Annotated in this window: 13 protein-coding genes and 1 pseudogene; 1 reads left to right on the top strand and 13 read right to left on the bottom strand. The window is 69.1% G+C overall.

What is annotated here, in order from left to right; genetic code table 11:
• Positions 1 to 23: 23 nt before the first annotated feature.
• The 11 genes and pseudogenes from BLW82_RS06645 to tkt form a co-directional block, all read right to left on the bottom strand.
• Entirely contained in the window at positions 24 to 890 is an 867-nt protein-coding gene (locus BLW82_RS06645; protein ID WP_093497929.1) for a carbohydrate ABC transporter permease, read from the bottom strand.
• Positions 887 to 1855, bottom strand: coding sequence for a carbohydrate ABC transporter permease (locus BLW82_RS06640; protein ID WP_093497928.1), 969 nt, complete (start codon positions 1853 to 1855; stop codon positions 887 to 889). The genes BLW82_RS06645 and BLW82_RS06640 overlap by 4 nt, the downstream gene beginning before the upstream one ends.
• 20 nt (positions 1856 to 1875) lie before the next feature.
• Entirely contained in the window at positions 1876 to 3141 is a 1266-nt protein-coding gene (locus tag BLW82_RS06635) for an ABC transporter substrate-binding protein (protein ID WP_093497927.1), read from the bottom strand.
• Between the two features lie 383 nt (positions 3142 to 3524).
• Positions 3525 to 3655, bottom strand: a pseudogene (locus BLW82_RS45180) (transcriptional regulator); the annotation flags it as partial.
• Positions 3656 to 3880: 225 nt separating this feature from the next.
• Positions 3881 to 4474 carry a histidine phosphatase family protein gene (locus BLW82_RS06630; protein WP_093497926.1) on the bottom strand — a complete coding sequence of 198 codons (594 nt, stop codon included), beginning with the start codon at positions 4472 to 4474 and terminating at the stop codon, positions 3881 to 3883.
• A gap of 7 nt (positions 4475 to 4481) precedes the next feature.
• Positions 4482 to 5357, bottom strand: a complete 876-nt coding sequence (gene gnd / locus BLW82_RS06625) for a phosphogluconate dehydrogenase (NAD(+)-dependent, decarboxylating) (protein ID WP_093497925.1) — start codon at positions 5355 to 5357, stop codon at positions 4482 to 4484.
• Positions 5358 to 5362: 5 nt separating this feature from the next.
• Positions 5363 to 7003: a glucose-6-phosphate isomerase gene (pgi, locus tag BLW82_RS06620; RefSeq protein WP_093497924.1), complete on the bottom strand. Its 1641-nt coding sequence runs from the start codon at positions 7001 to 7003 to the stop codon at positions 5363 to 5365.
• Positions 6996 to 7931, bottom strand: a complete 936-nt coding sequence (gene opcA, locus BLW82_RS06615) for a glucose-6-phosphate dehydrogenase assembly protein OpcA (protein ID WP_093497923.1) — start codon at positions 7929 to 7931, stop codon at positions 6996 to 6998. The genes pgi and opcA overlap by 8 nt, the downstream gene beginning before the upstream one ends.
• On the bottom strand, positions 7928 to 9496 hold the full coding sequence (gene zwf / locus BLW82_RS06610) for a glucose-6-phosphate dehydrogenase (protein WP_093497922.1): 1569 nt from the start codon (positions 9494 to 9496) through the stop codon (positions 7928 to 7930). The genes opcA and zwf overlap by 4 nt, the downstream gene beginning before the upstream one ends.
• Complete coding sequence (gene tal, locus BLW82_RS06605; RefSeq protein ID WP_093497921.1) at positions 9496 to 10638, bottom strand: transaldolase; 1143 nt, start codon at positions 10636 to 10638, stop codon at positions 9496 to 9498. Before tal ends, zwf begins: the two co-directional genes overlap by 1 nt.
• Positions 10639 to 10670: 32 nt before the next feature.
• A complete protein-coding gene (gene tkt, locus BLW82_RS06600; protein WP_093497920.1) occupies positions 10671 to 12761 on the bottom strand; it encodes a transketolase in 2091 nt (696 codons plus the stop codon).
• A gap of 145 nt (positions 12762 to 12906) precedes the next feature.
• Between tkt and BLW82_RS06595 the strand changes: the two genes are divergently transcribed.
• A complete protein-coding gene (locus BLW82_RS06595) occupies positions 12907 to 13803 on the top strand; it encodes a helix-turn-helix domain-containing protein (RefSeq protein ID WP_093497919.1) in 897 nt (298 codons plus the stop codon).
• 55 nt (positions 13804 to 13858) lie between these two features.
• Here BLW82_RS06595 and BLW82_RS06590 read toward each other — a convergent pair whose 3' ends face one another.
• The gene (locus tag BLW82_RS06590; RefSeq protein ID WP_093497918.1) at positions 13859 to 15268 is read right to left on the bottom strand and encodes a glycoside hydrolase family 16 protein; all 1410 of its coding nucleotides are present in this window, start codon (positions 15266 to 15268) and stop codon (positions 13859 to 13861) included.
• A 352-nt stretch (positions 15269 to 15620) separates the two neighbouring features.
• Positions 15621 to 16868, bottom strand: a complete 1248-nt coding sequence (locus BLW82_RS06585; protein WP_093497917.1) for a L,D-transpeptidase — start codon at positions 16866 to 16868, stop codon at positions 15621 to 15623.
• Positions 16869 to 16920 lie beyond the last annotated feature (52 nt).

Raw genomic sequence — 16920 nt, 5'->3', positions numbered from 1 at the left:
TTCCAGGGGTGGTTCGGGCCGGCTCAGCCCTTGATGCCGGTCTGCGCGATCCCCTGCACCAGCCAGCGCTGGAGGAAGAGGAAGACGAACACCAGGGGGAGGATGGAGACGGCGGTGGCCATGAAGATCAGGTGGAAGTTGACGGTCTGGTTGGTCATGAAGGAGGAGAGCGCGATCTGCACGGTCCAGGAGCTGGGGTCCTGACCGATGACCAGTGGCCACAGGAAGGAGTTCCAGGCGCTGATGAACGTGATCGTGGCGATCGCCGCGAAGAAGTTCAGCGAGTTGGGTACGACGATCCGCCAGTACGCGCCCCAGTAGCCGAGCCCGTCCACGCGTGCCGCCTCCTCCAGCTCCTTCGGGAATCCGAGGAAGTACTGCCGGAACAGGAAGCAGGTGAAACCACTGAACAGGCCCGGGATGATCAGACCGCGGTAGGTGTCCACCCAGCCGAGGGACGAGACCAGCACGAAGCTGGGCACGAAGGTGACGGCCGTGGGGACCATCAGGGTGGCCAGGACCGCGTAGAAGACCTTGTTGGCGTGCCGGTACGGGATGCGGGCCAGGCCGTAGCCGGCCAGCGAGCACACCAGGAGCGTGCCGGCCGTGGTCAGGACGGCGACGACCAGCGAGTTCACCATGGAACGGCCGAACTCGACCGTGGGATCGTCGAACAGCTCGGAGATGTTGCCCCACTGGAAGGAGGGCAGCAGCTTCCAGTTCTCGCCGGTGATCTCCAGGTCCGTGGAGAGGGCGTTGCGGACGATCAGGTAGAAGGGGATCAGAAAGAGCAGAGCGGCGATGCCGACGGCGACGTACAGCCCGGTGTTGCCGAGGACGCCCCCGCCTCTCCTGCGCCGCTTGCCGGCCTGCGGTGCGGTGGTGGTCACGTGGACTCGTCCCCCCTTCCGAATCCCATGAACTTGCCCTGGATCAGGGTGACGAGGCAGATGAGCAGCGACAGGACGACCGCGCCGGCGCTGCCCGCGCCGTAGTCCTGGCTGGTGCCGAGGGCGGTCTTGTAGAGCTCCATGAGCGGTGTCTGGGCCCAGGTCGCCTTCTGCCCGACGATGTTGAAGAACTCGTCGAACGCCTGGTAGGCGGCGATGAGCAGCAGCAGGATCACCGCGGTCGAGGTGGCGCGCAGCTGGGGCAGCGTGATGTACCGGAAGGTCTGCAGGCCCCGCTTGGCACCGTCGATGGCGGCGGCCTCGTAGAGCTCGGCCGGGATGTTCTGCAGCGCCGCCAGGAACAGGATCATGTAGAAGCCCGCCTGGATCCACAGCCGCAGCGTCACGATGACCAGCCAGTACCAGGGCGGCGTGGGGTTGGACATCCAGGCGACGGTGTCGACGCCGAACCACCCGATGACCGTGTTCGCGAGCCCGAAGCGGACACCGCTGAAGATGGACATCTTCCAGATCAGGGCGGCGGCCACGTACGAGACGGCGGTCGGCAGGAAGAACACCGACCGGAAGAACGCCCGCATGAACCGCAGCTGGTTCACGAGCAGGGCCAGCCCCAGGGAGAGCGCCCAGGTGGTCGGCACGATGAACGCGGCGAACACGGTGAACGTCAGCAGCGAGTCGGGGAAGCCGCTGTTGGTCAGGATCTGCTTGTAGTTGTCGAAGCCGATGAAATGGCTCGGCGTGACGGTGTAGCGGGCGTCGAAGAAGCTGAGCCAGACGCTCCAGCCGATCGGCACGACGACGAAGATCGCCAGGCCGAGGAGGAAGGGCCCGGTGAAGAGCCAGAAGTTCACGGTCGGGTTGCCCCGCAGGCCTCGCCGTGGCCGGGCCGCGGCGGCCTTGGCCGGGGCGGGCTGGGCGACCCCGCGTGTGGTGGTGGTCGACATGTCGTGGTCTTCCCGGAGGCCTATCCGAACAGCTTCTTGAGCTCGACGTCGACCTTCTTGTCACAGGCGTCGAGCGCCGCCTCCGGGTCGCCGTCCTTGCGGACGGAGGACGCGATCACGTCGGCGAACGCGGTCTGCATGGTCTGGTCGTAGGCGATGTTGTCGAAGTGGCCGTAGTCGGTGAAGAGCTTCACGCCCTCGGCGGCCAGGCCGGACTTGAGCTTGGTGGCCCCGCCGGCGATCGAGGTGCGCGGTGGGATGTGGAAGCCGTACGAGGTGGCCCAGTCCTCCTGGTACTGCTTCTGGTCGATCCACAGCCACTTGACGTACTCCTTGGCCGCGTCGACGTTCCTGCCCTTGGCGTTGACGAAGATCGACCAGCCGCCGTTGTAGACGGACAGCTTGCCCGCGCTGCCGATCTTCGGGAACGGGAAGATGCCGAGGTCGTCACCGAGGGCCTGCTGCATGGCGGGCATGGACCACATGCCGCCCCACTGGATCGCGCACAGACCCTGGTTGAGCGAGGACGGGTCCCAGAAGTCGGTCGGGGCGTCCAGGAGCACGTTGCCGCTGGTGAACAGCTTGCGAAGCTGCTTGAGGCCGCCGACGACGCCGTCCGTGTGGTAGGCGATCTCGTGCTTGTCGTTGATGGTGTCGGCGCCGGCGGACCAGATGATGGGGTTCTGGATCGCGCTGAAGTCGTTGCCGAGGAAGACGCCCTTGACCTTGCTGGTGGTCAGCTTGGCGGCGGCCTCTATCAGCTCCTCGAGGGTGGTCGGGACCTCCACCTTCGCCTTCTCCAGCATCGACTTGCGGTAGTAGAAGAACTGCGGGTCGTCGATCATCCGGATCCCGTAGATCTTCCCGTCGACCGTGTGGGAGTTGATGTCGTTCGGGTTGAAGTCGTCCTTGACCGGGTCGATGATGTCGCTCAGGTCCGCCACCTGGCCGCTCTTGACGAGTTGCAGCTGCGGGTGGAACTCGAAGACGTCGGGCGCCTTCTTGGTGAGCAGGGCCGCGAACAGCGCGGACTCGAAGTTGTTGCCCGTGATCCAGTTGGTGCTCACGTCGGCCTTCTTGTACGCCGCCGCGTAGCGCTTGAGGGCCTGCTCCGTCCCCGCCTCGCCGTAGGCGTGGAAGTACTGGGTGAGCTGCGTGCCCGACCCGCTCCCCCCGCCTCTGCCGTTGTTGCCGCCGCACGCGGCCAGCGTGCCGGCGGCGGCCATGCCCGCCGCCGCGCGGAAGAGGGACCGGCGGGACCAGTTGCTGTTGCTGAGTGCCGACATGCTGACGTCCTTGTCTGTCGAGTGCGGCGGTGCCCCTACGGCCCGTGGGACCTCGGAAACCAGATGGCTGAAAATGCGTCGCGGAGCGGGACGTTAACCTTCGGCTAATACTTCGGCAAGAGGTTGGACGAAGTCTGCGTGAAACGTTGCACCCGGTTCGGGATGACGAACAGGGCCGGATGATGGGCGAGTTGAGGGCCGCGGATCAGGGAGAAGTGCTGGAGGTCTGTGCACATCAGGGGTCCGGCCACGGCCAGGGCGGCCGCGGCCGTCAGGAGGGCCGATCTCTTGCGGTGCGGGTGTGACCCGCGCATCCCTTCCGTCGTCATGAAGGTGGTGTGGTACGGCTTCTTGCGGGATCGGCGGTGCGCTTCGGGGTCCGCCGTGGCGACCGTGGCGACGCCCAGCCCGGTGGCGGTCGCCAGTGTCTGCCGGGGGGTGGGGAGCGGGCGATGATCTGGCGCAGCACCTCGTAGCGGTTCGCGGTGCGGATGTCGCGCGATGTGCGCTTCACGCGGCTGCCCCTCCCGTGCCGTGACGGCCGGGCCGTGGCGTACGGCGGCGCCGGTGCGGCGACAGGCTATGGGCTTCGCGAAACTTTCAACAAGGAGTTAGGAAAGGGGCCGTAGAAACAAGGGGCCGTAGAAACAAGGGGCCGTAGAAGCAGGCGCACGGCTACCGGTGGCCAATACGCCGAAACGGCCCGTCGGTTGTCACTGACGGGCCGTCGCGAAAGGTCCTACGGCTGCTTGTTCCACTCGGTGATCACGGGCCACCCGTGCTCGGTGGAGAGCCGGCTGACCGTCCCGGTCGCCAGCTGGAACAGCCGGCCCTCGGCGGGCGGCAGCCCCAGGCGGCGGGCGGTCAGCACCCGCAGGAAGTGGGCGTGGGCCACCAGGACCACGTCACCCGTGCCGCTGTCGAGCGCAGTCTCGATCTTCCTGAGCACCCGGTCGGCCCGCTCGCCGACCTGCTCCGGGGACTCGCCGGGGCGGCCTTCCGGGCCCGGCGGGACGCCGTCGGTCCACAGGTACCAGTCGGGACGGGTCCGGTGGATCTCCGCCGTGGTGACGCCCTCGTAGCCGCCGTAGTCCCATTCGTGCAGGTCGGGGTCTGGTACGACCCCGGTCAGGCCGGCCAGTTCGGCCGTGCGTATCGCGCGGTCCAGCGGGCTGGACAGCACCCGTGCGTAGGTACGCCCGGCGAGAAGCGGGGCGAGGGACTTGGCCTGTTCCTCGCCGTGCTGGGTGAGGGGCAGGTCGGTCCAGCTGGTGTGCTGGCCCGACACGCTCCACTCCGTCTCACCGTGGCGGACCAGGAGGAGGTCCCCCACGGCACACCTACTTCGACTCGACGGCGTGGCCGCCGAACTGGTTGCGCAGCGCCGCGACCATCTTCATCTGCGGGGAGTCGTCCTGGCGGGACGCGAACCGGGCGAAGAGGGAGGCCGTGATCGCCGGCAGCGGCACCGCGTTGTCGATCGCCGCCTCGACGGTCCAGCGGCCCTCGCCGGAGTCCTGCGCGAAGCCCTTCAGCTTGTCCAGGTGCTCGTCGTCGTCCAGCGCGTTGACCGCGAGGTCGAGCAGCCAGGAGCGGATGACGGTGCCCTCCTGCCAGGAGCGGAAGACCTCGCGGACGTTGTCCACGGACTTCACCTTCTCCAGGAGCTCCCAGCCCTCGGCGTACGCCTGCATCATGGCGTACTCGATGCCGTTGTGGACCATCTTGGAGAAGTGCCCGGCGCCGACCTTGCCGGCGTGGACGTAGCCGTAGGGGCCCTCCGGCTTGAGCGCCTCGAAGATCGGGTGGAGGCGTTCGACGTACTGCTTGTCGCCGCCGACCATCAGGGCGTAGCCGTTCTGCAGGCCCCACACGCCGCCGGAGACGCCGGCGTCGACGAAGCCGATGCCCTTGATGCCGAGTTCGGCGGCGTGCTTCTCGTCGTCCGTCCAGCGGGAGTTGCCGCCGTCGACCACCGTGTCACCCTCGGACAGCAGGTCCTTGAGCTCGTCGACGACGGACTGGGTGGCGTGGCCGGCCGGGACCATCACCCACACCGTGCGCGGGGCGTCGAGCTTCTCGACCAGTTCTTCGAGGGACTTGACGTCGGAGACGTCCGGGTTGCGGTCGTAGCCGATGACGGTGTGGCCGGCGCGGCGGATCCGCTCGCGCATGTTGCCGCCCATCTTGCCGAGGCCGATCAGTCCGAGCTGCATGTCATTCACTTCCTAAGCGTTCGGTACGTCGAGACGAGGGCGGTGGTGGACGGGTCGAGGCCGGGGACGTCCGCGCCCTCCGTCAGGGCGGGCTCGATGCGCTTGGCGAGCACCTTGCCCAGCTCCACGCCCCACTGGTCGAAGGAGTCGATGTTCCAGATCGCGCCCTGCACGAAGACCTTGTGCTCGTAGAGGGCGACGAGCTGGCCGAGGACCGACGGGGTCAGTTCGCGGGCCAGGATCGTGGTGGTCGGGTGGTTGCCCTTGAAGGTGCGGTGCGCCACCTGCTCCTCGGCCACGCCCTCGGCGCGGACCTCGTCGGCCGTCTTGCCGAAGGCCAGCGCCTGGGTCTGGGCGAAGAAGTTCGCCATCAGCAGGTCGTGCTGGGCCCTGAGTTCACCGCTCAGCTCGGCGACCGGCTCGGCGAAGCCGATGAAGTCCGCCGGGATCAGCTTGGTGCCCTGGTGGATCAACTGGTAGTACGCGTGCTGCCCGTTGGTGCCCGGCGTGCCCCACACCACCGGACCGGTCTGCCACTGCACCGGCCGGCCGTCGCGGTCCACCGACTTGCCGTTGGACTCCATGTCGAGCTGCTGGAGGTAGGCGGTGAACTTGGAGAGGTAGTGGCTGTACGGCAGCACCGCGTGCGACTGGGCGTCGTGGAAGTTGCCGTACCAGATGCCCAACAGGCCAAGAAGCAAAGGTGCGTTGGCCTCGGCGGGGGCGGTGCGGAAGTGCTCGTCGACCAGGTGGAAGCCGTCCAGCATCTCGCGGAAGCGGTCCGGGCCGATGGCGATCATCAGCGAGAGGCCGATCGCCGAGTCGAAGGAGTAGCGGCCGCCGACCCAGTCCCAGAACTCGAACATGTTGTCCGGGTCGATGCCGAACTCCGTCACCTTGCCGGCGTTCGTCGACAGGGCCACGAAGTGCCTGGCCACCGCCTTCTCGTCGCCGCCCAGTCCGTCGAGGAGCCAGGCGCGGGCCGAGGTCGCGTTGGTGATCGTCTCGATCGTGGTGAACGTCTTCGAGGCGACGATGAAGAGCGTCTCCGCCGGGTCCAGGTCGCGGGTCGCCTCGTGCAGGTCGGCGCCGTCGACGTTGGACACGAAACGGAACGTCAACTCGCGTGCGGTGAAGGCTCGCAGCGCCTCGTAGGCCATCGCGGGGCCCAGGTCCGAGCCGCCGATGCCGATGTTGACCACGTTGCGGATGCGCTTTCCGGTGTGGCCGGTCCACTCGCCCGAGCGGACCCGCTCGGCGAAGCCGCTCATCTTGTCGAGCACCGCGTGCACGCCGGGGACGACGTTCACCCCGTCCACCTCGACCGCCGCGTCACGCGGAGCGCGCAGCGCGGTGTGCAGGACCGCCCGCCGCTCGGTGATGTTGATCTTCTCACCGCGGAACATGGCGTCCCGCAGCCCGAACACGTCGGTGGCGGCGGCCAGTTCCTGGAGCAGGGCGAGGGTCTCGTCCGTGATCAGGTGCTTGCTGTAGTCGATGTACAGGTCGCCGACCCGTACGACGTACCGCTCGGCGCGCGCCGGGTCGGCCGCGAACAGCTCACGCAGGACGGGCTGTCCCTCGGCCCGGTGGTCCTCCAGGGCGGCCCACTCGGGCCGCCGGGTGAGCTCGGGGGTGTCAGGCATGGGAGACGGTCTCCTTGGTGCCCTCGCCCCGCAGGGCGACGGCGTACATCTCGTCGGCGTCGAGGCGGCGGAGCTCCTCGGCGATCAGTTCGGAGGTGGGGCGGACCTTCAGGGCGAGGGTCCGCGGCGGCTGGCCCGGCAGGGTCAGGCTCGCCAGGGGGCCCTCGGGGCGGTCGATGACGATCTCGCCCGCGGCGGTGCCGAGCCGTACCTTCGTGACGACCGGGCCGGGGGAGACCACGCGGTCCACCTTGACCTTGAGGCGCGCCTCCAGCCAGCGGGCGAGGAGTTCGGCGCTGGGGTTGTCCGCCTCGGCCTCGACGGCCGCCGAGGTCACGTCGACCCGGGCCTGGTCGAGGGCGGCGGCCAGCATGGACCGCCACAGGGTGAGCCGGGTCCAGGCGAGGTCGGTGTCGCCGGGCGCGTAGTTGCGGGCGCGGGTCTCCAGGACCTGCATCGGCCGCTCGACCGCGTACATGTCGGTGATCCGGCGCTGGGCGAGCGCGCCGAGAGGGTCCTTGGACGGCGTGTCCGGGGCCTCCACCGGCCACCACACGACCACCGGGGCGTCCGGCAGCAGCAGCGGCAGCACCACCGAGTCGGCGTGGTCGGAGACCTCGCCGTACGTCCGCAGCACCACGGTCTCACCGGTGCCGGCCTCGGAGCCGACCCGGACCTCCGCGTCCAGCCGGGAGGCGGTGCGGTCGCGCAGGGTGCGGGCGTGCCGCTTGATGACGACCAGGGTGCGCGAGGGGTGCTCGTGCGAGGCCTCCTCGGCCGCCTTGATCGAGTCGTAGGCGTTCTCCTCGTCCGTGACGATCACCATCGTCAGGACCATGCCCACGGCGGGCGTGCCGATGGCGCGGCGGCCTTGCACCAGCGCCTTGTTGATCTTGCTTGCCGTGGTGTCGGTCAGGTCGATCTTCATGGCCTGCGCCAGCTCCGTCCGTCTCGTGCGAGCATCTCGTCGGCTTCCTTCGGTCCCCAGCTGCCCGACGGGTACTGTGCGGGCTTACCATGCTTTGCCCAGTACGTCTCGATCGGGTCGAGGATCTTCCAGGACTCTTCCACTTCCTGGTGACGGGGGAACAGATTGGCGTCGCCGAGCAGCACGTCCAGGATGAGCCGCTCGTACGCCTCGGGGCTGGACTCCGTGAACGACTCGCCGTACGCGAAGTCCATCGTCACGTCCCGGATCTCCATCGAGGTGCCCGGCACCTTGGAGCCGAACCGGACGGTCATGCCCTCGTCGGGCTGGACGCGGATGACGATCGCGTTCGCGCCGAGCTCCTCGGTGGCCGTGGAGTCGAAGGGGGAGTGCGGGGCCCGCTTGAACACCACCGCGATCTCGGTGACCCGGCGGCCCAGCCGCTTGCCGGTGCGCAGGTAGAAGGGGACGCCCGCCCAGCGGCGGTTGTCGATGCCCAGCTTGACGGCCGCGTAGGTGTCGGTCTTCGAGTTCGGGTCGATCCCCTCCTCCTGGAGGTAGCCGATCACCTTCTCGCCGCCCTGCCAGCCCTCGGCGTACTGCCCGCGCACGGTGTGCAGCCCCAGGTCCTCCGGCAGCCGCACCGACTTCAGGACCTTCAGCTTCTCGGTGAGCAGCGCGTCCGCGTCGAACGCGATCGGCTCCTCCATCGTGGTGAGGGCCATCAGCTGGAGCAGGTGGTTCTGGATGACGTCACGGGCCGAGCCGATGCCGTCGTAGTACCCCGCTCGGCCGCCGATGCCGATGTCCTCGGCCATGGTGATCTGCACGTGGTCGACGTACGACCGGTTCCAGATCGGCTCGTACATCTGGTTGGCGAAGCGCAGCGCCAGGATGTTCTGGACGGTCTCCTTGCCCAGGTAGTGGTCGATGCGGAACACCTGGTCCGGATCGAACACGTCGTGCACCACCGCGTTCAGCTCCTGCGCCGACGCCAGGTCGTGGCCGAACGGCTTCTCGATGACCGCCCGCCGCCAGGACCCGGCCGGCGGGGTCGCCAGGCCGACCTTCTTCAGCTGCCGCACGACCTTCGGGAAGAACTTCGGCGGCACGGAGAGGTAGAACGCGAAGTTGCCGCCGGTGCCCCGGGAGCCGTCCAGCTCGTCGACGGCCGCCTTCAGCTGCTTGAACGCCGTGTCGTCGTCGAAGTCACCGGGGATGAACCGCATGCCCTCGGCCAGCTGCTGCCAGACCTCCTCTTGGAACGGGGTCCGGGCGTGCTCGCGCACCGCGTCGTGGACGACCTGGGCGAAGTCCTGGTCCTCCCAGTCCCGGCGGGCGAAGCCGACGAGCGAGAAGCCCGGCGGCAGCAGTCCGCGGTTGGCCAGGTCGTAGACGGCCGGCATCAGCTTCTTGCGGGACAGGTCGCCGGTCACCCCGAAGATGACCAGGCCCGACGGGCCCGCGACCCTGGGCAGTCGCCGGTCGCGCGGGTCGCGCAACGGGTTGTCCCAGTCGGCGGCGGGCACCACCGGCACCCGCACCTCCTTGGCGGTCTCGCTCATTACGCCTCAACTCCCTTGTTGTCCAGGGACTTCGTGACGGCGTCCAGCAGCTCCTGCCAGGCCACCTCGAACTTGGCGACGCCCTCGTCCTCCAGCTTGCCCACCACCTCGTCGTAGGAGATGCCGAGCCGCTCCACCGCTTCCAGGTCGGCACGGGCCTGCGCATAGCCGCCGGTCACCGAGTCGCCGTGGATGTCACCGTGGTCGGCGGTCGCGTTCAGCGTCGCCTCCGGCATGGTGTTGACGGTGCCGGGGGCCACCAGCTCGTCGACGTAGAGGGTGTCCTTGTACGCCGGGTCCTTGACACCGGTGGAGGCCCACAGGGGGCGCTGCTTGTGGGCACCCGCCGCCGACAGGGCCGCCCATCGCTCGCCGGCGAAGACCTGCTCGTACGCCTCGTAGGCGAGCCGCGCGTTGGCCAGCGCCGCCCGTCCCTTCAGCGCGAGCGCCTCTTCGGTGCCGATGACCGTCAGCCGCTTGTCGATCTCGCTGTCGACGCGGGAGACGAAGAAGGAGGCCACGGAGTGGATCGTGGAGAGGTCCAGGCCCTTGGCCGCGGCCTGCTCCAGGCCGGCCAGGTAGGCGGCCATGACCTCGCGGTAGCGCTCCAGGGAGAAGATCAGCGTGACGTTGACGCTGATGCCCTCCGCGACGACCGCGGTGATCGCCGGGAGACCGGCCTTCGTCGCCGGGATCTTGATCATCACGTTGGGGCGGTCGACCAGCCAGAAGAGCTGCTTGGCCTCGGCGACGGTGGCGGCGGTGCGGTGGGCGAGGCGGGGGTCGACCTCGATGGAGACCCGGCCGTCGGCGCCATGTGACACGTCGTACGCAGAACGCAGGATGTCGGCCGCGGCCCGCACGTCCTGCGTCGTCATCATCCGCACGGCCTCCTCGACCGTGACGCCGCGCACGGCCAGGTCGGCCAGCTGCTCCTCGTACCCCTCGCCTGAGCCGATGGCGGCCTGGAAGATCGACGGGTTCGTGGTCACGCCCACGACGTTCTTCTCCGCGACGAGCTCGGCGAGGTTGCCGGTACTGATCCGCTTGCGCGACAGGTCGTCCAGCCAGATCGAGACGCCCTCGTCGGTCAGGCGCTTGAGTGCTCCCGCGGTGGCGGTTGCTTCGGTCACAGTGATCATCTTCCTCTACTGAACGGTTTCTGGCTGGCGGATCAGGCGGTACGGGCGGCGGCGAGCGACTCGCGGGCCGCGGCCGCCACGTTCTCGGGGGTGAAGCCGAACTCGGCGAACAGGGTCTTGGCGTCGGCGGAGGCGCCGAAGTGCTCCAGGGAGACGATCCGGCCGGCGTCGCCCACGAAGCGGTACCAGGTCAGGCCGATCCCGGCCTCCACGGCGACCCGTGCCTTCACGGCCGGCGGCAGGACGCTCTCGCGGTACTCGCGGGGCTGCTCCTCGAACCACTCCACGGACGGCATCGACACGACGCGGGTGCCGGTCCCCTCGGCCTCCAGGAGGTCGCGGGCCTCGACGGCGAGGTGTACCTCGGAACCGGTGGCGATCAGGACCACCTCCGGGGTCTCGGTCGACGACTCGCGCAGCACGTAGCCGCCCTTGGCCGCGTCCGGGTTCGGCGCGTACGTCGGCACGCCCTGGCGGGTCAGCGCGAGCCCGTGCGGGGCCGGGTGCGTGGCGTGCCTCTTCAGGATCTCGGCCCAGGCCGCCGCGGTCTCGTTGGCGTCCGCCGGGCGGACGACGTTCAGGCCCGGGATGGCGCGCAGCGCGGCCAGGTGCTCGACCGGCTGGTGGGTCGGGCCGTCCTCGCCGAGGCCGATGGAGTCGTGTGTCCAGACGTACGTCACCGGGAGCTGCATGAGCGCCGACATGCGGACGGCGTTGCGCATGTAGTCGGAGAACACCAGGAAGGTGCCGCCGTAGATGCGGGTGTTGCCGTGCAGGGCGATGCCGTTCATCTCGGCGGCCATCGAGAACTCGCGGATGCCGAAGTGGACCGTACGGCCGTACGGGTCGGCCTCGGGCAGCGGGTTGCCCTTCGGCAGGAAGGAGGACGCCTTGTCGATGGTGGTGTTGTTCGAGCCCGCGAGGTCGGCCGAGCCGCCCCACAGCTCGGGCAGGACCGGGCCGAGCGCCTGGAGGACCTTGCCGGAGGCGGCGCGGGTGGCGACCGCCTTGCCCTCCTCGAAGACGGGGAGCTCGGACTCCCAGCCCTCGGGGAGCCGGCCGGCCACGACCCGGTCGAAGAGCCGCGCGTGCTCCGCGTTCCCCGACCGCCACTCGGCGATGCGCTTGTCCCAGGCCGCGTGGGCCTCGGCGCCCCGGTCCAGGGCGCGGTGGGTGTGGGCCAGGACGTCGGCGTCGACCTGGAAGCTCCGCTCCGGGTCGAAGCCGAGGACGCGCTTGGTGGCGGCGACCTCGTCGGCGCCGAGCGCGGAGCCGTGGGCGGCCTCGGTGTTGCGGGCGTTCGGGGCCGGCCACGCGATGATCGTGCGCATGGCGATGATGGACGGCCGCCCGGTCTCGGCCTGGGCCGCCTTCAGGGCCGCGTACAGGGCGTGCACGTCGACGTCGCCCTCGTCGGTCGGCTCGATGCGCTGGGTGTGCCAGCCGTAGGCCTCGTACCGCTTGAGGACGTCCTCGGAGAACGCGGTCGCGGTGTCGCCCTCGATGGAGATGTGGTTGTCGTCGTAGACGAAGACCAGGTTGCCGAGCCTCTGGTGGCCGGCCATCGAGGAGGCCTCGGCGGAGACGCCCTCCTGCAGGTCGCCGTCGGAGACGATCGCCCAGATGGTGTGGTCGAAGGGGGAGGTGCCCTCGGCGGCCTCGGGGTCGAACAGACCGCGCTCGTAGCGGGCGGCCATCGCCATGCCGACGGCGTTGGCGACGCCCTGGCCGAGCGGGCCGGTGGTGGTCTCGACGCCGGCCGTGTGGCCGTACTCCGGGTGACCCGGCGTCTTCGAACCGTGGGTCCGGAAGGCCTTCAGGTCCTCCAGTTCGACCTCGTACCCGGCGAGGAAGAGCTGGGTGTAGAGGGTGAGCGAGGTGTGCCCGGGGGAGAGGACGAACCGGTCCCGGCCGGTCCACTCCGGGTCGGCCGGGTCGTGGCGCATCACCTTCTGAAAGAGCGTGTACGCGGCCGGGGCCAGGCTCATCGCGGTGCCGGGGTGCCCGTTGCCGACCTGCTGCACCGCGTCGGCCGCGAGGAGGCGTGCCGTGTCCACGGCACGCCGGTCGAGGTCGGTCCACTCGAAGCCGTCGTCGACGCCCACCGATGTCTGCGTGCTCATCTTCAAGAAGTCCTCGTTAGAAGCGTTCTGGCTGGCCTGACGCGTTCAAAAGTAAAAGTCTGACTTTTGGGAGGGAAGGTCGGGGTGTGTCAGCCTGTGGTGAAAGTGGGACACGGATCTTCGACAGGGACGGCACGAGAAGGACATGGCGGACAGAACGCCCAATGGGGCAGGCGACGGTGACGGAATCAGAACCTTCCCCTTCCCGGTGGATCTGAGTGTCGGCGGCGTCGGCATCCAGGTCGGCCCGATGGGGACCGAACGCCTGTGGCACGCCGACGCCCCGCTGGAGCGCGTCCACCGCATCGACTTCCACGTGGTCATGCTCTTCACCGAGGGCCCGGTCCGCCACATGATCGACTTCGCGGAGTACGAGGCCCGGGCCGGCGACCTGCTCTGGATCCGCCCCGGCCAGGTACACCGTTTCTCGCGGACCTGCGAGTACCGCGGAACCGTCCTGACCATGCAGCCCGGATTCCTGCCGCGGGCCACCGTCGAGGCGACCGGCCTCTACCGCTACGACCTGCCGCCCCTGCTCCGCCCCGACGCCCCGCAGCTCGCCGCGCTCCAGGCGTCGCTCGCCCACCTGCAACGCGAGTACGAGGACACCGAAACCCTCCCCCTGAGCCTGCACACCTCGGTGCTACGGCACTCCCTGACGGCGTTTCTCCTGCGCCTCGCCCATCTCGCGGCCACCTCGGCGGAGGCGGCCCGCAGCCAGGCCGACACGACCTTCACCCTGTTCAGGGACGCGGTGGAGAAGGACTTCGCCACCAACCACAGTGTCAGCGCCTACGCCGACGCACTCGGTTACTCCCGCCGCACCCTGGTCCGCGCGGTCCGCGCCGCGACGGGGGAGACCCCCAAGGGCTTCATCGACAAGCGGGTCGTCCTGGAGGCCAAGCGCCTCCTCGCCCACACCGACCTCCCGATCGGCCGGGTCGGCGCGGCGGTCGGCTTCCCGGACGCGGCGAACTTCTCCAAGTTCTTCCACCTGCACACCGGGCAGACACCGGTGGCGTTCCGGGCGGAGCTGCGCTGACACGGCGACGGCGCCGGAGGGAGGCCCCTCCGGCGCCGTGTGGACCGGCAGGTCGTCAGTGCCCGAAGTCGAACCAGTTCACGTTCACGAAGTCCGCCGACTGGCCGCTGCTGAAGGTCAGATAGACGTCGTGGGTGCCCGTCACCGAGCTGATGTTGGCCGGGACGGTCGTCCAGGTCTGCCAGCCGCCGGTGTTGGCGACCGAGAAGCTGCCGATGGGGGAGTTGGAGGGGCTGTCGAGCCGGACCTGGACCTGGCCGCTCACCCCGGCGGCCGCGCCGCTCGCCACCCGCGCGTAGAACTGGGTGGCGGCCGTGGAACCGAAGGTGACGCCCTTGTACAGTGCCCAGTCGCCGTTGGCGACGTACCCGATGTCCTGGCCGCCGCCGGTGTCGGTGGTGGTCTCCGTGCTGACGCCGGACTGGCTGTCGTACGACTCGGCCTGGATGGCGCTGTAGGCGTCACGGTTGCCGGTCGGCGGTGTCGTGGTACCGCTCCCGCCGGCCGACAGCACCTGGACGTAGTCCACGAGCATCGGGTGGCCGGACTCGGTGGCGGAGGTCGGGCCGCCGCCGAACGCGGCCGGGAAGCCACCGCCCATCGCCACGTTCAGGATGACGAAGAAGCCGTGGTTCGTGGCGTTGGCCCAGGTGGTGGCGTCCACCTGGTTCGCCGTCACGGTCTGGTAGTTGACGCCGTCGACGTAGAAGCGGATCGCCTCGGGGCTGACCGAGCGGTCCCACTCCATCGTGTAGGTGTGGAAGCCGGACTGGCAGGTGGTGTTGGGGCACGCGGTCGAATTGCCGAGCCCCGTCGTCTCGTTGCACGGGCCGCCCGAGCCCGTGCCGCAGTGCATGGTCGCCCATGTCTTGTTGATGCCGTTGACGTTCTCCATGATGTCCAGCTCGCCGACGCTCGGCCAGTTCTGGTAGTTGCCCCGGTAGGGGGCGCCCAGCATCCAGAAGGCCGGCCAGTAGCCGAGGGCCGCGTTGCCCGTGACGTTCGGCATCTGGATGCGCGCCTCGACGCGCAGCTTGCCGCCGGCCGGCGGCTGGAAGTCGGTGCGGTTGGTCTCGATGCGGCCCGATGTCCAGTTGCCGGCCGAGTCGCGCAGTGGGGTGATCTTCAGGTCGCCGTTGCCGTCGAGGGCGACGTTGCTGGTGCTGTTGGTCATCGTCTCGACCTCGCCGGTGCCCCAGTTGGCGGCACCGCCGGGATACGAGGTCCCGGTGTCGTACTGCCAGTTGGCGGTGTTGACGCCGGTACCGGCGGTGCCGTTGAAGTCGTCGAGGAAGACCTGGCTCCAGCCGGACGGGACGGAGGGGGCCGAGGCGCTGGCGGGCAGGGTGGCGGTCGTCGCGGCCGCTACCGCCAGGCCCATGGTGGCGAGCGCGGCGAGGAGGCCGCGCCGGAACGAGCGTCGCCGTCTGTGGTCCGCGGGGGGTATGCCGGAGGTTTCGCTCATGGGGGTGCCTCTCGGGTACGGAGGGGGTGCGCGGGTGTGGCTTCGAGAGCGCCGGAGTGGCTGAGACGTGGTTGAGAGCGCTCTCAAAGTGGGCCCAATGTGCTCTCCGCGCCTGCGGCCGTCAAGAGTTAAAACAAAGAATCTCCTTGTTTCACACGGGAGTTCACGCTGTGAAGTCAGCGACTCGCTAGTGCCGCGGCAGGCAACGTTTGCCCGTCAAGGAGCGGCGTCCGGTGCGTGCTCTCGGCGTGCCGGCCGGAAGTCCTCGTACTGGATGTACTTGGGCTTCCGTCCGGTGCGGCGAGAGTGCGTGCCGGGCGTCGTGACGGGGCGAACGTTGCCTGTTGCGGCACTAGACCGCGCTGCCGGCCTTCCAGTCCGCCCAGGACAGGTTCCAGCCGTTCAGGCCGTTGGAGGCCTCGACCGTCTTCTCGCCGGAGTTCTTGACGATCACCACGTCCCCGAGGATCGAGCTCTCGTAGAACTTGTAGCCGTCCACCGAGGAGTCGCTCGCCCCCTTGGCGTCGTGCAGGCCGACACAGCCGTGGCTGGTGTTCTCGTGGCCGAAGACCGAATTGGACGCCCAGTAGTTGCCGTGCACGAAGGTGCCGGAGGTGGTCAGGCGCTGGGCGTGCGGGACGTCTGAGATGTCGTACTCGTCGCCGAGGCCGACCGTGGAGGACTCCATTCGCGTCTGCTTGAACCGCTCACTGATCACCATGATCCCGGACCAGGTGGTGTGCTGGGAGTCGCCGCCGGAGACGGGGTAGGCGGCCAGGGTGGCGCCGTCCCGCTTCACGACCATCTGCTTGGCCGACAGGTCGACGGTGCTGATCTGCTCGCGGCCGATGTGGAAGGTGACGTCCTTCGACTGCACGCCGTAGACGCCGTCCGAGCCCGCCACGTCCTTCAGCCTCAGCCTCAGCGTGATCCTGGTGCCCTTCGCCCAGTACGTCTCCGGGCGGAAGTCGAGCCGTGTGTCGCTGAACCAGTGCCCGACGATCTCCACCTCCGGCTCGGCGGTCACGGTGATCGCCCTCTGCACCGCCGCCCGGTCCGCGACCGCGTGCGTGAAGCTGATCGACACCGGCATGCCGACCCCCGACGTGGAGCCGGCCTCCGGCGTGAAGTAGCCGACGAACGTCTCGCCGGGGGACCTGGTGGTGAAGGTGGCCACCGTCTCGTCGGACGCGCCCCGCGCCTTCGCCGTCACCGTGTACTTCGTGCCGGAGTACGGGTTCTTCGCCGACGTCCATTTCGTCCTCGCGTCGTCGAAGGTCCCCGGCAGCGTCGACCCGTCGTTGCCCGCGACGGTCACGGAGGCCAGCGTGCCGTCGGTCACCGTGACCTCGACCGGGGTCGTGAAGTCGGCCTTCCTGGTGCCGGAGACGGGCGTGACCGTGATCGTCGCCTTCTTGGCCGCGGACTTCCCGGAGGCCGTGGCGCCCTTGCCGTCGGTGGTGGCCGAGGCGTCCGCGGAGGAACTGCATCCGGCCAGCGCCGCCCCCGCGGGCACCGCGCCGAGAGCTGCGAGGATCCCGCGCCGGGACCATGTCCCCGGCTGCGGTCCGGACCCGTTCGATATGTGCTGGACGCCCACGACACGCCTTCCTGACCTGTCCACCTGTGTCAGGGCATCCTGCGTCGTCTGT

The organism is Streptomyces sp. Ag109_O5-10 (assembly GCF_900105755.1).
In the GTDB taxonomy this organism is placed as follows: Bacteria; Actinomycetota; Actinomycetes; order Streptomycetales; family Streptomycetaceae; genus Streptomyces.
This window is presented reverse-complemented; position numbering and strand designations above follow the sequence as displayed.

What these genes read in the sequence shown, in the direction of transcription:
- BLW82_RS06640 (WP_093497928.1), bottom strand. Translation starts at nt 1,855, where the DNA reads ATGTCGACCACCACCACACGCGGGGTCGCCCAGCCCGCCCCGGCCAAG.
- BLW82_RS06635 (WP_093497927.1), bottom strand. Translation starts at nt 3,141, where the DNA reads ATGTCGGCACTCAGCAACAGCAACTGGTCCCGCCGGTCCCTCTTCCGC.
- gnd (WP_093497925.1), bottom strand. Translation starts at nt 5,357, where the DNA reads ATGCAGCTCGGACTGATCGGCCTCGGCAAGATGGGCGGCAACATGCGC.
- pgi (WP_093497924.1), bottom strand. Translation starts at nt 7,003, where the DNA reads ATGCCTGACACCCCCGAGCTCACCCGGCGGCCCGAGTGGGCCGCCCTG.
- opcA (WP_093497923.1), bottom strand. Translation starts at nt 7,931, where the DNA reads ATGAAGATCGACCTGACCGACACCACGGCAAGCAAGATCAACAAGGCG.
- zwf (WP_093497922.1), bottom strand. Translation starts at nt 9,496, where the DNA reads ATGAGCGAGACCGCCAAGGAGGTGCGGGTGCCGGTGGTGCCCGCCGCC.
- tal (WP_093497921.1), bottom strand. Translation starts at nt 10,638, where the DNA reads ATGATCACTGTGACCGAAGCAACCGCCACCGCGGGAGCACTCAAGCGC.
- tkt (WP_093497920.1), bottom strand. Translation starts at nt 12,761, where the DNA reads ATGAGCACGCAGACATCGGTGGGCGTCGACGACGGCTTCGAGTGGACC.
- BLW82_RS06595 (WP_093497919.1), top strand. Translation starts at nt 12,907, where the DNA reads ATGGCGGACAGAACGCCCAATGGGGCAGGCGACGGTGACGGAATCAGA.
- BLW82_RS06590 (WP_093497918.1), bottom strand. Translation starts at nt 15,268, where the DNA reads ATGAGCGAAACCTCCGGCATACCCCCCGCGGACCACAGACGGCGACGC.